The organism is Streptomyces sp. NPDC015220 (genome assembly GCF_043079345.1).
Taxonomy (GTDB): Bacteria; Actinomycetota; Actinomycetes; order Streptomycetales; family Streptomycetaceae; genus Streptomyces.
This window is the reverse complement of the sequence record NZ_JBIBUK010000002.1, coordinates 734,685-751,781: the sequence shown is the minus strand read 5'-3', so window position 1 is coordinate 751,781 and position 17,097 is coordinate 734,685. Positions and strand designations below refer to the sequence as shown.

Annotated in this window: 18 protein-coding genes; 12 read left to right on the top strand and 6 right to left on the bottom strand. The window is 69.5% G+C overall.

All coding sequences use genetic code 11. The features are described 5' to 3' along the window. Positions 1-54: 54 nt before the first annotated feature. A complete protein-coding gene (locus ACF061_RS08265) occupies positions 55-3,198 on the top strand; it encodes a glycosyl hydrolase 115 family protein (protein WP_392265986.1) in 3,144 nt (1,047 codons plus the stop codon). Positions 3,199-3,360: 162 nt separating this feature from the next. Here ACF061_RS08265 and ACF061_RS08260 read toward each other — a convergent pair whose 3' ends face one another. Further along, the gene (locus ACF061_RS08260; protein ID WP_392265985.1) at positions 3,361-3,735 is read right to left on the bottom strand and encodes a hypothetical protein; all 375 of its coding nucleotides are present in this window, start codon (positions 3,733-3,735) and stop codon (positions 3,361-3,363) included. 278 nt (positions 3,736-4,013) lie between these two features. Between ACF061_RS08260 and ACF061_RS08255 the strand changes: the two genes are divergently transcribed. Then, complete coding sequence (locus ACF061_RS08255; protein ID WP_392265984.1) at positions 4,014-4,580, top strand: hypothetical protein; 567 nt, start codon at positions 4,014-4,016, stop codon at positions 4,578-4,580. A 6-nt stretch (positions 4,581-4,586) separates the two neighbouring features. On the opposite strand, the gene ACF061_RS08250 is transcribed toward ACF061_RS08255, so the two are convergent. Then, positions 4,587-5,093: a hypothetical protein gene (locus ACF061_RS08250; RefSeq protein WP_392265983.1), complete on the bottom strand. Its 507-nt coding sequence runs from the start codon at positions 5,091-5,093 to the stop codon at positions 4,587-4,589. A gap of 1,195 nt (positions 5,094-6,288) precedes the next feature. On the opposite strand from ACF061_RS08250, the gene mycP reads away from it, so the two are divergent. After that, positions 6,289-7,782 carry a type VII secretion-associated serine protease mycosin gene (mycP, locus tag ACF061_RS08245; RefSeq protein WP_392265982.1) on the top strand — a complete coding sequence of 498 codons (1,494 nt, stop codon included), beginning with the start codon at positions 6,289-6,291 and terminating at the stop codon, positions 7,780-7,782. Between the two features lie 293 nt (positions 7,783-8,075). Here the strand turns inward: mycP and ACF061_RS08240 are convergent, their stop codons facing one another. The 3 genes from ACF061_RS08240 to ACF061_RS08230 form a co-directional block, all read right to left on the bottom strand. Continuing rightward, on the bottom strand, positions 8,076-8,972 hold the full coding sequence (locus ACF061_RS08240; protein ID WP_392265981.1) for a hypothetical protein: 897 nt from the start codon (positions 8,970-8,972) through the stop codon (positions 8,076-8,078). A gap of 17 nt (positions 8,973-8,989) precedes the next feature. Beyond that, complete coding sequence (locus tag ACF061_RS08235) at positions 8,990-9,931, bottom strand: helix-turn-helix domain-containing protein (RefSeq protein WP_392265980.1); 942 nt, start codon at positions 9,929-9,931, stop codon at positions 8,990-8,992. 214 nt (positions 9,932-10,145) lie between these two features. Next, positions 10,146-10,625, bottom strand: coding sequence for an ATP-binding protein (locus tag ACF061_RS08230; protein WP_392265979.1), 480 nt, complete (start codon positions 10,623-10,625; stop codon positions 10,146-10,148). 155 nt (positions 10,626-10,780) lie between these two features. Between ACF061_RS08230 and ACF061_RS08225 the strand changes: the two genes are divergently transcribed. Genes ACF061_RS08225 through ACF061_RS08210 form a run of 4 tightly spaced genes read left to right on the top strand, consistent with a single transcriptional unit; the run spans position 10,781 to position 12,283 of the window. Then, positions 10,781-11,665 carry a helix-turn-helix domain-containing protein gene (locus ACF061_RS08225; RefSeq protein WP_392265978.1) on the top strand — a complete coding sequence of 295 codons (885 nt, stop codon included), beginning with the start codon at positions 10,781-10,783 and terminating at the stop codon, positions 11,663-11,665. Beyond that, the gene (locus ACF061_RS08220) at positions 11,662-11,871 is read left to right on the top strand and encodes a DUF397 domain-containing protein (protein WP_392265977.1); all 210 of its coding nucleotides are present in this window, start codon (positions 11,662-11,664) and stop codon (positions 11,869-11,871) included. Before ACF061_RS08225 ends, ACF061_RS08220 begins: the two co-directional genes overlap by 4 nt. Further along, positions 11,868-12,077 carry a DUF397 domain-containing protein gene (locus tag ACF061_RS08215; protein WP_392265976.1) on the top strand — a complete coding sequence of 70 codons (210 nt, stop codon included), beginning with the start codon at positions 11,868-11,870 and terminating at the stop codon, positions 12,075-12,077. Before ACF061_RS08220 ends, ACF061_RS08215 begins: the two co-directional genes overlap by 4 nt. After that, on the top strand, positions 12,074-12,283 hold the full coding sequence (locus ACF061_RS08210; protein WP_392266189.1) for a DUF397 domain-containing protein: 210 nt from the start codon (positions 12,074-12,076) through the stop codon (positions 12,281-12,283). The genes ACF061_RS08215 and ACF061_RS08210 overlap by 4 nt, the downstream gene beginning before the upstream one ends. Positions 12,284-12,407: 124 nt before the next feature. Here the strand turns inward: ACF061_RS08210 and ACF061_RS08205 are convergent, their stop codons facing one another. Next, on the bottom strand, positions 12,408-12,884 hold the full coding sequence (locus ACF061_RS08205; protein WP_392265975.1) for a hypothetical protein: 477 nt from the start codon (positions 12,882-12,884) through the stop codon (positions 12,408-12,410). Positions 12,885-12,966: 82 nt separating this feature from the next. Here ACF061_RS08205 and ACF061_RS08200 point away from each other — a divergent pair, with 82 nt between their 5' ends. The 5 genes from ACF061_RS08200 to ACF061_RS08180 all read left to right on the top strand — a co-directional run bounded on the left by ACF061_RS08200 (position 12,967) and on the right by ACF061_RS08180 (position 16,902). Then, a complete protein-coding gene (locus tag ACF061_RS08200; protein WP_392265974.1) occupies positions 12,967-13,782 on the top strand; it encodes a DUF4333 domain-containing protein in 816 nt (271 codons plus the stop codon). Between the two features lie 348 nt (positions 13,783-14,130). Next, positions 14,131-14,517, top strand: a complete 387-nt coding sequence (locus ACF061_RS08195; RefSeq protein WP_392265973.1) for a hypothetical protein — start codon at positions 14,131-14,133, stop codon at positions 14,515-14,517. Positions 14,518-14,593: 76 nt separating this feature from the next. Further along, a complete protein-coding gene (locus ACF061_RS08190; RefSeq protein WP_392265972.1) occupies positions 14,594-15,907 on the top strand; it encodes a hypothetical protein in 1,314 nt (437 codons plus the stop codon). A gap of 30 nt (positions 15,908-15,937) precedes the next feature. Next, positions 15,938-16,435, top strand: a complete 498-nt coding sequence (locus ACF061_RS08185; RefSeq protein WP_392265971.1) for a hypothetical protein — start codon at positions 15,938-15,940, stop codon at positions 16,433-16,435. 2 nt (positions 16,436-16,437) lie between these two features. Beyond that, the gene (locus ACF061_RS08180) at positions 16,438-16,902 is read left to right on the top strand and encodes a hypothetical protein (protein WP_392265970.1); all 465 of its coding nucleotides are present in this window, start codon (positions 16,438-16,440) and stop codon (positions 16,900-16,902) included. Positions 16,903-17,097: the final 195 nt, after the last annotated feature.

Genomic DNA, 17,097 nt, shown 5'->3' with positions numbered 1-17,097 from the left:
CTCACCCCACCATTTGTCATGCCGCTGACCAAATTCGAGTGAGGGGTGTGTGCCATGTCTGCGCACGTCGGTCGCAGGGTTTTCCTGGGGGCAGGTCTCGCCGCGGTGCCCGTGCTGTCGTCGTCCGGAGCCGCGTGGGCGGCCGGAGGGGAGAGCCGCGGTGGGAGCGGGTCCGCGACGGGGTCCGCGACCGGCGGGCCGCGGGTCACGGACCCCGGGGCGTACGTCTCCTTCGCAGCCGCCTCCCCGAGTCCGGGCGCCTTCCCGCTGGTCGGTGCTCCGGTCCTGGTCAGCGCGGACGACCACCCGGGGGTCGTCCGGGTCGCGGCCGACCTGCGGGCCGACATCGGCCGGGTCACGGGCGTGCGGCCGGGCGGCACCGTCGCCCGCCGTGCCGTGCTCGTCGGGACGATCGGCCGCAGCCCCCTGATAGACGCCCTGGTGACCTCGGGGAAGCTGGACGTCACGGGCGTGCGCGGCCGGTGGGAGACCTCCCTTGAGGCCGTGGTGGACCATCCGATGCCCGGCGTCGAGCAGGCCCTCGTCATCGCGGGCAGCGACCCGCGCGGCACCATCTTCGGCGCCTACGACGTCTCGTACGGCCTCGGCGTCTCCCCCTGGTACTGGTGGGACGACGTACCGCCGGTGCGCCGCGAGCGGGTGTGGATCCTCCCGGGCCGGCACACCCAGGGCACCCCGGCGGTCCGATACCGGGGCGTGTTCGTCAACGACGAGAACCCGGCGCTCGGCACCTGGGCGCCGGAGTACTTCGGCCCGGGCGAGGCGGAGGGCTACCCGGGCGGCTTCAACGCCGACTTCTACGCGAAGGTCTTCGAACTGCTGCTCCGCCTGAAGGCCAACTACCTCTGGCCGGCGGTGTGGGGCCGGGCGTTCGCGGAGGACGACCCGGACAACCACCGGCGGGCGGCCGAGTACGGCATCGTCATGGGCACCTCCCACGAGGCCCCGATGATGCGCGGCATCGAGGAGTGGAACCGCCACGCCACCCCGGCGGTGCGCGACTCCGCCGGCACGGTCCTCACCCCGGGCCACGACCCCTACGGCGGCACCGGCGAGTGGTCGTACCGCCGCAACGCGCGGGCGCTCAAGGCGTACTGGCGGGCGGGCGTCCAGCGCATGGTGAACCAGGGCTTCGAGGGCGTGGTCACCCTCGGCATGCGCGGCAACGGCGACACCAGCCTCCCGGACGGCGACGGCATCGAGCTGATGCAGGAGATCATCGCCGAGCAGCGCCGCATCATCGAGGAGGTCACCGGCAGGCCCGCGGCCGAGACTCCACAGGTCTGGACCCTCTACAAGGAGGTGCAGCGCTACTGGGACCGCGGCCTGCGCGCACCGGACGACGTCACGGTCGTCCTCACGGACGACAACTGGGGCAACATCCGCAAGCACCCGGACCCGGCGGAGGCCGGACGCGGCGGAGGCTACGGCCTCTACTACCACTTCGACTACGTGGGCGTGGGCCGCAACTACAAGTGGGTCGACACCGCCAACCTCACCAACCTGTGGGACCAGCTCCACCAGGCCCACGCCTACGGCAACCACGGCCTGTGGGTGGCCAACGTCGGCGATCTGAAGGGCAACGAACTGCCCACCGAGTTCTTCCTGAACTACGCCTGGAACCCCGGGAGCTGGCCGCAGGAGAGGCTGGGCGAGTGGCAACGCCGCTACGCCCGGCAGAACTTCGGCGAGGAGCTCTCGGCCGCGGTTGCGGAGATCCTCGCCGCCTACGGCCGCCTCCAGGCCCGCCGCAAGCCGGAACTCCTCAACCGCCGCATCACCGTCCGGAACGGCCAGGTGGTGTACGACGACGAGCGGAGCCCTTACTACTTCGCCCACCGCGAGCTGGAGCGGGTCACCGAGGACTGGCGGGAGCTGGCGAAGAAGGCCGACCGGGTGGCGCGGAAGCTGCCGCACGGGACGCGGGACGCCTGGTACGAACTGGTCGGCTACGAGGTGGCCGCGACGGCCAACCTCTACGAGCTGCGCCGGGCGGAGTTCACCAACCTCCTCTACGCCGCACAGGGCAGGGCGGCGACGAACAGCCTGGCCCAGCAGGCGGAGGCGGCGCTGGACAGGGACCTCGCCCTGGCCGAACGCTTCGGCTCGCAGGTGGCGGACGGCAAGTGGAAGGGCTTCCAGACCCAGCCGCACATCGACTACGGCGACGTGGACCGCTACGGCCCCGACGCGGGCTGGCAGCAGCCGGAGAAGGACAACGTGGCCCTGCCGGACGTGCTGTTCCCGGCGGTGAAGCGGATCGAGGTACCCGCCGCGGCCGCGCTCGGGGTGTCGGTGGACGGCGCGGAGGACGAGGGGAGATGGTGGCCGGGCGGAGCGGGCGCCGAGGAGCCGAGGCTCCCGGAGTTCAGCCCGTACCAGACCCGCCCACAGCAGTACGTGGAGGTCTTCAACCGGGGCCGTACGCCGTTCGACTACCGGGTGGAGGTCTCCGCTCCGTGGCTGCGGGTCGACCGCCCGCGGGGCACGGTGGAGCAGCAGGTGCGGCTGGAGGTGCGGGCGGACTGGTCCAGGGTCCCGGCGGACGGCGCGGAGGCGACCCTCACGGTCTCGGGCGCGGGCGGCACGGTGACCGTCTCCTGCACGGCGCGGAAACCGTCGCCGCGGGGTCTGCGCGGCTTCGTCGAGGCGGGCGGCTACGTCGCGATCGACGCCGAGCACCATGACCGCGCGGTGGGTCAGTGGCGGCGTCTGGACGGCATCGGCCGCACGGGTGCGGGCATGACCCCGTGGCCGGTGACGGCCACGCCTCGAACCCCCGGCGGCGCGCGCTCCCCCCGTCTGGAGTACGAGGTGACCCTGCTGTCCCCGCCGGGCGAGGTGACGGTCTGGGCCGAGCTGTCCCCCCGCAACCCGGCCCCGCCGGCCGGCGGCGGCGCCCTGCGCTACGCCGTCTCCTTCGACGACGACGCGCCGCGGACCGTGGACATCGTCGCGGCCACGGGCTCGGACGACGGCACGATGAACATCCAGTGGGCGAGGAACACGTCGGACAACGTCAACCGCACCGCCACGAAGCACCGGATCACCCGGGCGGGCGCGCACCGCCTCAAGTTCTGGACGGTCGACCCGACCGTGGTGGTGCAGCGGCTGCTGATCGACACGGGCGGTCTGCCGCGGACGTACCTGGGGCCGCTGGAGAGCCGGCGGGTGTAGGGACCTGCCGGGGGAACGGCGACGCGCCCCCGGCCACCACTCGGCCGAGACGTCGGAGGGCATCGGCGTCTCCAGCGCGGGCGGGGAGCGGTGGGCCGGGGGAGGCGGGCCCGGGCCGGGGACCCGGCGCCCTTGCGGGTTCAGAAGACCGCCCTTGCGGGTTCAGAAGACCGGGAGTGCCGTGAGGGTGTCGCCGTGCATGAGGAACACCCGGTTGCCGTCCCCCGTCATCCAGTACGTCTCCTTCGCCTTGATGACGCGGAAGCTCCAGGTGGTCCGGGCCTTCGTGGAGCTGAGATCGGCGCCGCTCCCGACGAGCATGTTCAGGACGTTGACGGCGCCCTCCGCCTCGACGGCCCAGCGGGTGGGGTCCACGTCGGCACGCGGGAGGCAGAGCATGACGGTGCGCCGGCCGTCCGCGCTCCGGGCGATGAAACGACGGTCGGGCGTCCGGGCCTGCTCAAGCACACTGTCGACACGCGCCAGGGCGGCGTACGGTCCTGTCCACGGCGGATCGTCCTGACGTAGCTGTTCCATGCGTGAGAGTTCCCCCCGACACTCCGACAGGCAGGGAGCCTACTGGGTCGGACCGGGCAGGCTCGCGGAGGCGGAGTGGAGGTGGGAAGGAGAGGGAAACTGAGTACGAGTGCTCATGCGTCGCCCGTCGTGCGGCGGTTGCATGGAGGTCCGCACCGGCCGGCGCCGACCACCGGCCGCACCACCCGGCTCAACCCCTTCCGGTTCCGGGTCTGTCGGTCGGGGTGACTAAAGTTGTGACCAGGCTTGCGCACGAACGCACGGGGGAGGGTGTTGAGTTGTCGAGCGATCCTGGGTCCGACGCGCCGCTGTCGCCGTTGGTGCCGTTGCTGGCCGGCCTGGCCGGTCTGCCCGGTGTCGCGGGCGCCGCGGGCGGAGCCGCGGCCAATCTGTACACGGAGCTGTCGTCGTTCACGGAGTTCCAGAAGAAGGTCGACGACCTGATCCGCGACCTGAAGGGGTCGCAGGCGGGTCCGGGCAAGGTCGGACGGGACCAGCTCACCCGCCACCAGTTCGGCGGCGGAGGCGGATCGTGGGCCGAGGCGGCCGGTCTGTACTCGGCGTACGAGTCGGTGATCACCGAGCTGGAGACGCTGTCGAAGCTGTTGTCCGACTCCATGGAGGGCATGGGCATCGCCGTCCTGGCCTCGCACAAGGGCTACCAGAACATCGACGCGGACGTCCGCAACCGGATGGCGGCGATCAGCGTGGAGACGACCAAGCACTACGGCGGGAGCTACGACCCCTCGCACCAGAAGAACGCCGGCGGCCACGGCCACGACGGCGCGGCGAGGCCGGACGAGCCCGCGCAGCCGGCGACGGGCGACACGGGCGGCACGATCTGATGGTTCTCATGGTGACGGGGGAGGTCTGATGGCAGGCAGTGGGAGCGGCGGTACGTCCTTCGAGAGCATGAGCCACGAGCAGATGCTCGCCTGGCTCGACCAGGCGAACTCCGGGGAGGTGCAGGCCGCCGCCGGCCGCCTGGCGACGGCCGCCACGGAGATCCAGAAGATCGGCGAGCAGCTGAAGATCCGTCCGCAGGTGGTGGAGTGGAAGGGCGAGGGCGCGGACGCGTTCCGCTCCTGGGCCAACGAGCTGGCCAACTCCACCCTTCGGCTGGCCGACTTCAGCAAGGCGGCGGGGGAGCAGCTGGGCCACGCGTCGAACGCGATCGCCACGGCCCAGGCGTCGATCCCCCGGGACACCAAGAGCGCCCAGGCCAACCTGGACGCGGCCACGGCCGCCCACAACGACCCGGACGCGGCGGCGATCCGTAGCAAGTCCGCGAGCGAACTGGCCGCGCTGAAGGCGAACCAGGAGAAGGTCCGCCAGGAAGCGGCGGACCAGATGCGCAAGCTGGCTCAGTCCTACCAGGCGTCCTCAAGCCATATGAACGGCTTGGAACGACCCAAGTTCCCGCCGCCGCCGACGGTTATCAGCCCTCCGAGGCCCATCGAATCAACTGAGGACCTGGCTCGCCCAGGCGCTTCCCCTGTGCGTGGCACGGGCGGCGGAAGCTCCACCTCGGGCCCGGCTGGAGTCATTGGTACCGCACGAACTGAGCACAAGGATGTCGTGGCCTCCGGGCCGCACTCTGATGCGTCTACCCGTGGGTCCACGCCCCATCGCCTGAGTCCGTCGAAGATCGAGCCCGCGACGATCGAGCCCGCCACGCACGTCGGTATTGACACGGTGTCTGCGCCGCCGGAAGTCCATCAGCGTTCTACAGGTCCCGTGGGGGCGCCTCCGACGACCGCCCGACCGGAAACCGGACCTGTGCTGCCGACGAGCGGCCCGGTTCCGCCGATGCCGCGTGGTCCTGTGCGCCTGCCTTCGTCTTCGGGAGGAACCGAGAGACTCACCGGTCGATCACGCCTGCCCGCACAGCCTGCGGAAGGGCCTATCGGGCGCGCTAGTGGCCGTGGAGTCACAGGCGGCAGTCCGGTCCCCAATCGGAACCTGCCCGTTTCTGGTGGGGGACCAACGGGACGCGCCATGCCGAGTGGTCAGGGACCGGGCTCCGGTCGAGGAGGCACATCCAACTCGGGCATCACCGGTGGGCGTCCGGCTGCACCTTACGGTACTGGCAAGTCGATGGGGCGGGTGCCTGGCGCCTCGTTCGGTGGGGAGTCCGCAGCCGGTCGTGGAACGGTCGGACGTCTGCCAAATGCTGGAGCGACAGGGCAGCCGGTCACCCGAACCACGGGTCCTGGCGCCGGGCGTTCCGCTGCCACACCGCGTCCAGGGATCGTCGGCGGTACACCCCAGACAACAGGGCGTACTCCGGCACGGCCCGGTGCGTCGGTACCTTCCGCGCCGACACGGGGAGGCATCTCGGGCGGTGTGCCGAGCGAGAGCCGTTCCCGGGGCGGCGCTCGTGGCGCGTCGAGTGGATCGACCGGTCGTGCGCGCCAGAGGAAGGACAAGCAGAGGAACGACCGCAGAGACGACCGGCCGACCAACGACTGACGATCAGGGGAAACGAACGCCATGCGCATGCCTGCGGCCAACATGTGGCAACGAGGGATCCGTGCCGCCACCTCAACGGCCGTGGGCCTGCTGCTGGTGGGAGGAACCGCACCGCAGGCTCACGCTGACTCCACTCGTTCCCAGCAGTGGCACCTGGACGCCATGCACGCGGAGGAGATGTGGCGGACGAGCACAGGCAAGGGCATCACTGTCGCGGTGATCGACACCGGAGTCGACCCCACCAATCCAGATCTGAAGGGGCGGGTGCTGGATGGAAAAGATCTGGCTCCCGCACAACGTGCTGGTGACGAACACACGGACTATGACGGCCACGGCACGGGGATGGCTGGACTCATCGCGGGCACGGGTGCGTACGGCGGAGGAAAAGGAGCGTTCGGGCTCGCCCCAGGCGCCAAGATTCTCCCAGTCCGCATGCCTGCACCGAGCGATATGAACGGTTTCGCGGGACCCTCGTACTTCAGCAAGGCCATCCGTTACGCGACCGATTCGGGCGCGCAGGTCATCAACATCTCCATGGGAGAACGCCTCGACGCTCCGGAGCTCGCTGCTGCGGTGAAATACGCCTTGTCTCACGGCTCGCTCGTCTTCGCAGGCGTCGGGAACGACGGCGACAGGGGAAACCCGGTTCAGTACCCCGCGGCCACCCCCGGCGTAGTCGGCGTCGCCGCTGTGGGCAAAGACCTCCGCCGCACCACCGAGTCCGAGTTCGGACCCCAAGTCGACATAGCCGCACCCGGCGACCAGATGGTCCATGCGTGCGGGGGCAGCACCGGCCTCTGTAAGGGGCACGGAACCAGTGACGCCACCGCCCTCGCCTCCGCCAGTGCCGCCCTGATCTGGTCCAAGCATCCGACGTGGACCAACAACCAGGTCCTGCGCGTCATGCTCAACACGATCGGCGGCCCCACCGACGGTGCCAAGCGTAACGACTCCATCGGCTACGGCATCGTCCGTCCGCGCATCGCGCTGAAGACCCCCGGCGACCCGGGGCCGGCCGACGTCTACCCGCTCCCGGATCTGGCGGCCGCGGCGTCGCCGCCGCCCACCGCGCAAAGTCCCGGACCCGAGGACAAGAACGGCTCCGCGCGGAAGGGCGCCCCGACCACCGCCCCGTCCGCCGCGAAGGACGACGACGGCAACAGCATGCTGTGGATCGGCTCGGGCGTCGGGGTGGTCGTGGTCCTCGGCGGAGCCGCTGCGGCCTTCGCGCTCGCCAGGCGACGGCGGTCCGCGGGTGCGGCGGGAAAGGTGAGCAAGGAGAACGCCGTGGCGGCGGCCACCCGGTACCTGAACACGGTCGCCTATCCGGACCGTGCCGGCACCGTCATCGCCCTCCCGGATTCGGGAGTCGAGTACGCCTACGGCTGGACGTTCCAGTTCGGCTTCGGGGCACCCCAGATGCAGACGGTTCCCCCGGCGAATACGTCACCCGGTTACGTCATCGTCGTCCCGCACTCCGGAGAGGCCCCGCACTTCCCGCCGACGCACCTTTCCACAGCTCAGTACATGGAGCTGTGCGCCGCGGGAAACCAGCCTTCAGTGCAGAACCGGTGAGACGCAGGACACCGTGGGCCTCGTCGACAACTGACCGGCACGCCGTACCCTGAGGGCGGCGTCGTTTCCGTGAACGCACCGTCTCCTGCGTCGCCCTGGACGCATGCTTCTTGTGGTTGTCGTGTCCCTGTGCGTGCTCCTGGTCTGTGGGATCGCCCTGTGGCTGTACCGCGGTCCGGACCACGGCACGGATCGCTGTCGGAAGCTGGGTGGGGACAAGCGCGTCAGTTCTGTCCGGGGCTCCGGACAGCCAGTACTCGTCGCTCTGGAATCGGGCAGTGCCAGGCCGACCGCTACTCGCTGTCGAACACTTCGTCGATGGTTGCTGCGGTCACGGCTCGCAGCAACCAGGTCCGCAGGACTTCGGGGTCACCGCAGCCCGTCACGCGGCTGCGGACCTCCTCGGAGATATCGATGCCGCGCTGCTCGAGGACGAGCAGGATGTCCTCGGCCCTGCCCTGGACCCTGCCTTGGGCCCTGCCCTGCTCGCGGCCTTCGTCGCGGATTTCCTCGGAGATGTAGGACTTGTAGAAGGAGAGGTCCACGGCCACCAGGTTCCTCCAGATATTTCTGGCCGGGCGGTTACCCAGCCCTTGAGCGGTGAATTCGATGATGGGGTCTGCGACGTCTTCGGGAACGTCCCGCAGCGCGGTGGACAGTGCTTTCAGTATGGCACCGATGGCCGGGTCGGCCGCGTGTGTGATGGCCGCCAGGGCAGTCAGCGCCAGGTCGGTACGAGCCTCGTCGGGGTCGGTGATCACCGGCATGTTGTGCGGTCCGGCGACGATCGGACGTACGGTCAGTGACGGCCATGAAAAGAATTCGATGGGCTCGGGCCGGGTCGCCCATTCGGCCGTAACCGGATCCTGGCAGACCACGAGCAGCAGTGGGGGCAGGCGGTACCTGTTGCGCAGGTACGCGAGGTAGTAACCCCACCTGGCCGGCTTCTCCGGGTCTTTCTTCTTCTGCGCCTCGATCGCGAGGAGAAAGGATCCGTGATTTTCCGTTTCGATTCTCAGCAGCGTGTCGATGCGGCGGTCGACGGGCTTCGTCTCGGTGACGTCGTTGGGCAACACGCTGACTGCGGTGGCCTTGGGGAAAGGGATGCTCAGCGCTTCGGAGACGCGGGAGAAGAGTCCGGGGTACGCCTGGAAGATGCGGTGCATCGCCTCGTGGGACGAGGTGACCATGTGGTTCCTGTTCGGGTTCAGGGGCGGAAGGCGGCTGTGCGGCAGTCGGCGCAGCGACCGGGTCCGGGGGCGCGGAAGCCTCGGTCGCAGCCGTCGCAGTTCTGCATGCGGTGCCGTACGGGTGGTGCGGCTGCCGGGGCGCGGAACGGGGGTGGGGGCGGAAGTTGGGCGGTGAGGCGGTGGGCCAGGAGGGCGGCCGGGCGGCGCAGGGCCTCGGGTGGGAGGTCGGTGGTCAGGGCGCGGCGTACGGCGCCGGGGGGCACGTCGTGCAGCAGCCAGGCGGCGACGCCGGGGGCCAGGTGGGCCGTGTCGCAGGCGGAGAGCAGGAGGCGGGGGTCCTCGCGGTGGAGGGTGGCGAGGAGGCCGGTGGCCTGTTGGAGGAGGGCGGGGGAGGAGAACGCCGGCTGGGGGACCGGGGGAAGAGGGTGCCGATGCTTCTTGCGGGGGCGGGGTTCGCGGGGCTTGCCGGTCGTGCTCGGGGGCTGCTCGGAGGTCGCGTCCTCGTCCGTGACGGCCGGAGCGGAAGTGGGGGCGTGCCGGTGTACGGCGGCCCCGGGCTGGTTGCAGCTGATGGTGCGGGTGACGATGCGGCCGGTGGGGGTGTGTTCGCGTACGCGGCGCAGGTAGCCGTGGGATTCCAGTTCGCGCAGGCCGGCGGCGATGCGGGTGCGGCCCTCGGGGAAGCGGTCGGCGAGGGTCTTGATGTCCACGGGGGCGTGCGTCGGCAGCGACTGGATGTGCACGGCCAGCGCGATGGCCACCAGGGACAGCTCGGGGTGCTGGGCGAGGTGGTTGCCGATCACCGTGAAGCGGGTGGTGTGGCGGGTGTTGTCGTGGGTGACGCCGTAGGTGTGCCTGCCGGGGCGGATGTGTGTGCGTGAATTCGCCCGGGCGGGGGGTTCGTTGGCGGCTACGGCTGACTGGGCGTGCGGGGGCACGCTAGGGTTTTGGGTACCCATCGGGAAGCTTCCTCTTCCTCGGTGGTCAGGCCCTCGATCGGGATTGCGAGTCCCGGCCGGGGGCCGATGCATGTGTGCGGTTGTTTGGGCTGAGAGTAGGGCAGTCGAGGGTCCCGAAATCCAGCCGAGCCGGTGATGTTCACCCGCCCGAGTGAGTGCCGACCTCGGGCGGGAGGGGTGGGGCTTGGTGGGGTGCTTTCTCCCCCGGGTTCTCTCAGTGGTCACGGCCTTCGGCGCCGGAGCCCGTGGGTGCGGGTTCCGGCGGTGAGCAGCGCAGTTCGGCCCACACTGTCTTGCGCGGGAACCGGTCCTCGGCGACGCCCCAGCGGTCCGCGAGCGCGTCCACGAGGAGCAGACCGCGCCCCGACTCCGCGTCGTCGGCGGGTCGTTGCAGGGCGGGGAGGTGGTCACCGCGTGTGTCGGCGACCTCGATACGGAGCGTGCCGCCGATCACGTAGAGCGTCAGCCGGAAGTCGCGTCCGGGGACGCGGCCGTGCGTCGCGGCGTTGGCCGCCAGCTCGGCCACGATGTGGCTCGCGCTGTCGGTGGGCAGTCCCCAGCGGCGTAGCTGCGCCTCCGTGAGCAGCCGGGCCAGGCGGGCTCCGCGCCGGGTGGAGGACAGCAGCACCGTGAAGTTGGGGATCTGACCGTCCGGTCGGGCCGGGGTCTCGGTTGCGGTGATTTCCTGATTCACATCACTCAGCGTGGCCGCATGCGCTTACCGTGAGGAGTGATCGAGCGGTCGCGTACCGTGACTGTCGGCTCGTTGTCCGGTGCTGTCCGGGCTGTCGGCGTCGTTGCTCCGGGCAGGGCGTCGCGGTACGACGCGGGACTACGGCGGGGTGCGGCATGTCGGTGGACGGCGAGGCGGTACGGGCCGGGACTGAGGCGGGCGGGGCGGACGAGCCGGGGTGGGGGGTGGACCCGGACGACGAGTGGGGTGTCGCCGTCATCACCACCGTGGGGCGGCAGTTGAAGCTGCGGCGGGAGGCGGCGGGGCTGCGGGCCGCCGAGTTCGGCAAGGCCATCGGCTACGGCGAGGACATGGTCTACAAGGTCGAGGGCGGCAAGCGGATCCCTCGGCGCGACTATCTCGTCATGTCCGACCAGGTATTGGACGCCGGTGGGCTCATCGTGGCGACGTGGGAGGACGTGAAGAGGGTCCGGTACCCGAAGAAGGTTCGGGAGCTGGGGAAGCTGGAGGGCAAGGCGGTCGAGATCGGCGTGTACGAGTGCAACATCATCGCCGGGTTGTTGCAGACGCCCGAGCACGTACATGCCTTGATCCAGGCCGCCCAGCCTCCGTACTCGCCAGATGACGTGGAGCGCATGGTGGCGGCTCGCTTGGCGCGACAGTCGGTCTTCGAACGGGACCCAGCCCCGTCGATGCGCTTCGTGCTGGAAGAGGCACCGCTACGTCGGCAGGTTGGGGGCACAATGGCGTGGCGACAGCAGCTCGAACGTCTGCTGGAGGTGGGGGTGTTGAACAACGTCACGCTTCAGGTCATGCCGACGAACACTGATGCACACCCAGGTTTGGACGGCAGGATTGAGGTCCTGAAGTTTCCGGATGGTACGGCGGTAGGACGCTCCGATGGCCTGTTCAACGGCCGGCCAGTCTTTGACCCGAAGCACCTCCGCATCCTGGAGTTGCAATATGGCACCATCCGGGCGCAGGCCCTCCCTCCACGGGAGTCGCTGGCCTTCATCAAGCAACTGCTGGGAGAGACATGATGCGCAAGGTATCCGTCGGGGACGGCTCCGAACTGGCGTGGTACAAGAGCAGCTACAGCGGCGGAACCAATGGCGAGTCCTGCGTCGAGATCGCCACCAGCCCGGGCACCGTCCATGTCCGCGACTCCAAGAAAATTGTAGGCCCCCGGCTGGCGCTCGCCCCGGAGGCATGGGCGAGCTTCGTCCCGTACGCCTCGGAATCATGATCCCCAAGGCGCCCACCGAGGACGCCTCCGAGCTGGCGTGGTTCAAGAGCAGCTACAGCAGCGGTAACGACGGCAACTCCTGTGTCGAGCTTGCCCTCACCCCCGGCACCGTCCACATCCGTGACTCCAAGGACACGGCGGGCCCCCGGCTCGCGTTCCCCTCGGAGGCATGGGCGAGCTTCGTCCCGTACGCCTCGGAATCGTGATCCCCAAGGCTCCCGCCGAGGACGCCTCCGAGCCGGCGTGGTTCAAGAGCAGCTACAGCAGCGACAACGACGGCAACTCCTGCGTCGAGCTCGCCTTCACCCCCGGCACCGTCCACGTCCGCGACTCCAAGCAGGTCGAGGGCCCTCGGCTGGCGCTCACGCCCGGCGCGTGGGCTCACTTCGTGACGTACGCCTCGGAAGGCTGACCTCACAGCAGCACGCCCCGGCCCCGGCTGGAACCGGGCGCGGGGCGTGTTGGTGTCCGGCTCGGACGGGGAGCATCCGTTGCTGACGGCAGCCGCCCTCCGCGGTGCCGCTGTGGACCGGCTCTCAGTGTTGGCGTTCCCAGGTCTGGAGGACTGCCAGGGCGTATGCGACTCGAACGTCCAGTCGTGCGTGGCTGACGCGGTAGACCTTGCTGATGCCTCGGTAGTCCAGGACCGTACCCGCGCCGGATGTGCGCCAGCGGGTTCGGGCCGGGCTCCGGAACGTGAAGTCGTCCGCAGTGCCGTCGAACAACGAGTACGCCACCACGCAGAGCGCGAAGAGGATCCAGACGGGGGCGGTCACCACATAGGCGAGCCAGGCGTACCAGGTGCCCACGGGGCCCGTGACCGACTGCGGCGGGTCGGTGAACTGCGCCGACCACCGGGCGCGCCGCGGACCGGGCAGCAGGCGCGAGGGTCGGCGGGTGATGCGGGCCAGGGACGCGCCGTCGGCCGTGTGGACGTCGTAGACGTCGGGAGCCGCGGGACGGACCGAGCACCACGAGCTGCCGTCCGGTCCGAGATGGATCCAGAAGGGCACGGGCGTCCGGCCGCGGAGACGCTGAGCGGTGCGTGGAGCGTAGATCCGAGCCAGTGGGGAGTCCCCAGGGCTGCCAGCGGTCGTGAGCCGGATCGTCGAAGTCATTTCGGCGTCGGGCGGCAGGTACGCCAGTAGCGGGTCGGACACCGGAACGGGGTTGTTCACGGATACCTGGAACGAATGCGCGCTGTTGTCCACGGTGCCATCCAAGCGGGTTAGCGTCCGCCAGGCGGCCGAGGACGTCGCCCGCCGTTTCACGCGCCTGGCCGATCTTCTCGGGTCCGTACTGGACCGGCTCGGTGCTGATGCGCACGCCTTCCGTGTACAGGTTCTTCGCGCCCGTGACCGCCTCGTAGCCGCGCGCCGTCCAGGACCGTGGATCGACGTAGCGGCCGACCGCCTCGCCAGTGTTGTCGGTGATCGGCCGGACGGAATTCGTAAGTGCGGGGTGCGTCCCAGGGAGGGGTGCGGTGCGGGACCGCTGTCGCAGCACCCACGTATGCTTGGCATGCCCATTGCCGCGATCAGTAGACCGGAGTCCACGATGCCTGCAAGACGGCTTCCTGCACCGCTCTCCGCCCTGTTCGTCCTGGCAGCCGGGGCACTGCTCGTCGGCTGCTCGGCCTCGGTCCACGTGGGCGACTCCGCGCCCAAGATGTCCGCGAGCAAACTGGCCTCCACGTTGGCCGAGAAACTGGCTGCCACGACAGGGCAGCCGAAGCCCCGTATCTCCTGTCCCGAAGACCTCGTCGGCAAGGTCGGTGCGAAAACCCGGTGCACGCTCACAGCCGACGACGGCAGCACCCTGGGTGTGACGGTCACCGTGTCGTCCGTCAAGGGACAGCGGATCGGTTTTGACTATCAGGCCGACGAAACGCCCACACCGGCTCCGAACTGATCGGCCTGGCCGGGCTCCACCGCACCCCTCTCCACCACACCCCGCCGTCGGGCCGGCCTCGTATGCTCCGCGCCGTGTAGCCGGAAGGCACCGCCGGGCCGTGACCGCTGACGCCGCGCGCACGGAGGCCCAGGGAGCCGAGAGATATGTCGACGTAGCCCGTGACGCGACAGCGCCTAACGAGCCACGAGCAGAGTCCATGAGACGCATGCCCCAAAAAGGTTAATGTGAGGGCCGATTGTTGACGTCGAACTGCCGTGAACGCTCGCGACGCGCTGGAAGGGCGAAGCTATGACAGGGCCGGCACTGGACCAGATGGGGAACACAGCGGGGGCACAGCCCGCCGGGATGCAACTGAACCAGGTCCCGGGCGACCTCGGCGGCTCCACCGGCCTCTTGGGCACCTCCGGAGGACAGAAGGATCTCGCCTCTTCACCGGCTGAGAAGCAAGCCGCAGCCAGAGCCATCGAGCAGCACATCGAACCCGACACCCGCAAGGCCGGTGACGGGGCCGACGAGGAAACAGTCTCCGCGGTCAAGGCGTTCAGCCACGGATGGCTCACATCGGGGGCTTTGAAGAAGGCGCACGACACGTGGGACGAGCAGGTCCGGAACCTCATGAACCGCTTGGCATCGGACAAGGGCGCACTGCGGGGCGCCAACACCACACTGCAGAAGACCGACAGCGCAGCCGGGGCGAAGGCGCGCTCGGTATCAGTGATCGACGAGTACTGAACGCGTCGTTCCACACGTTCGACGCCCACCGACCACCTGCGCCGACAGGTTGACACGGCGAACACAACGGGGACCCATGCCGACGTATCACGAGATCACGACGACCGATCTGTCCGCACTCACTATGGCTGCGGACCGCTGGGACGGGATGGCGAAGGAATTCCACAAGCAAGAGGTCGCTTACCAGCGGGATGTGGCCAGTATCTCCATGGGGCCGGCCTGGATCGGGCTCAGCGCCGAGGCGGCCGCGGGGCGTTTCGCCGTCACGCTCCAGGAGTTCCGGAACGCCCAGGTGGAGGCGAAGGCAGTCGCTTCACTACTGCGCGAGGCGCACACCCGATTCGTGAATCTCCGCAAGGAGCTGGAGTCGGGCCGGGCGGACGCGGTGAAGGCCGGCATGGCGGTCTCGGATCAGGGCGTGGTGTCCTACGACACCACCAGACTCAGTGAGGGCGAGCGGATGGCCCTGCATCACGACCCTGACTACGAGCAGTCCGTGCGCACGTCTGTGACCTCGTGGCAGACGTACATCGACCAGCTCGTGAAGGACGTCGGCGTCGCGGACGCCGACGTCCAGACCGCCCTCACCGCCGTGGTGATCGACACGGACATCAGCGACGGCACCCTGGGCGGCTTCAACGGCCATGCCCAAAGCGACATCGACAAGTACACGAGCCAGGACACCCACACGAGAACCGACGGCTGGAAGTCAGAGGGCAAGACCTCGGCGACCGGACCCGGTGCTGGTTTCTCCGTCACCACCGACCCCAAGTACGGCAAGGAGGGCTCGGTCAAGGCATACGCAGACCTCTTCCACCTGACCGCCCAGGGGACGCTGACCAAGGAGAACTGGAAGCTGGCCGGGATAGCCGACGGCTACGGAGGAGCCAGGGCCACTGCGAACTACGGCTTCAACAACAAGGGCGTCGTCGGCAAGGCCGAAGCGTCCGCAGGGCTGCGGGCCCTGGCCGAAGGCCGGGCCGAATACGGGCCCTATGCCGGTGCTTACGGGCGGGCCGAGGGATTCGCCGGAGCCGAGGCCGGAGTGAACGTCAAGGCGACCAAGGAGGAGCTGACGGTCGGCGCGAAGGCGTTCGCCGGGGCCAAGGGCACCGTCGCCGGGGGCGGAGAGATCGCCGGAATCGGCATCGGGGGGACGGCCGAGGGGTGGGCCGGTCCTGGTGCTGAGGCCTGGTGGGGCTTGAAAAAGGACGACAGCGGTAAATTCCATCTCGGGGGCAAGGCCGGGGTTTCCCCCATCTTGGGTGGCGCGGTCGGCGTCGAGATCACCGTTGATCCGCACAAGGTGGAGAAGACTGTCAGCGACGCGGCCGACGCGATCGGCGACGGCTTCAACTCCGCCAAGAACAGCCTCTCCCACTTGTTCTGATCCACTTCCCCCCCGGAAAGAGGGCACGTCATGCCGAAGCCACTGCCGATCCCCCTGGAGTTCCGGTTGCCGGAGGGCTGGTCTCCCGCCCGCCCGAAGGAGGATGACGCTGAGGGCGTGGCCTTCGCCGCCGTGCATCCGCAGCCGGACGCCGGGTTCACCGCCAACATCACCATCGACGGTGACGTGCCGCCGATCGACGCGACACTGGCGGACCTCGCGGACGATTCGGTGGAGCACGTGCGTGAGGTCGCCGAGGCGGTGACCGTAGTCCAACGCCGCGAGGTCGGCTCCGAGGACGCGCCGGCTTTGACCCAGCGGCTGGCTTTCGCCACCGTAGTGGGCGGTGCGCCCCGCGACCTGGTCCAGTCGCAGGTGTACTTGTCGCTGGCGGATGTCGATGACCCGCACAAACGCGCGGTGATCCGGCTGATTCTGACCGCTACCGCGGCCCAGCACGACGACGTTCTGGGTGACTTCCAGGAGTTCGTCCACACGGTGCGCCCGGACACGGGGGCGGGTGCCTAGCGATGGGCCGTCTCTGGAACAGGCTGACGGGCACTCAACACCCCGAGGCTGGTGTCGCGCCGCTGTCGGCCCCGGAGGTCCGGGCCGCGCTGCTGGCGCTCAACGGGCCGACCGTGCCGTATCGCGTGCGCAACGCTTCGCCCGCGGAGAGGGCCGACCTGGTGGCGGAGTGTCGGGTCCGGCGGGTGGGCGTCGTCCTCAAGACCAGGATGCGTCTGGTCCCGGACAAGCGCGAAGTGCGCGTCGTCGAGGAGCGGTGGGAGAACCGTTCCGACGGGCAGGCCGGCACCCAGTACGGGCGCGGACACGCGCCCGCGGTGTACCGGCAGTGGGAGACCGAGCAGGGACCCGACGGCCGTCGACGCAAGGTCGAGGTGTACCGCTTCGACACCCGTGAGATGACGGACCCCCTCCGGGACGCGGTCCTCGGTGCGGGATGGAGTTGGCGCGGAGCGTTCAGGCTCTGACGAGTCCCGAGCCGTACTCGTCGTCGCCGTCGCACAGAGCAGTTGCGAGGAGTCCGCGCCGGACGATGTCGAGTCTCACATCCCGGACAGTCGCTGTGTGCATGCTGGCCTAGGCCTTTACACAGGAGTAACACTGAGGCGTCGGCCGTTTCCCGGAGGACCAGCTCGCCAGCCGAGAAGTGATCCCCGGGGCGG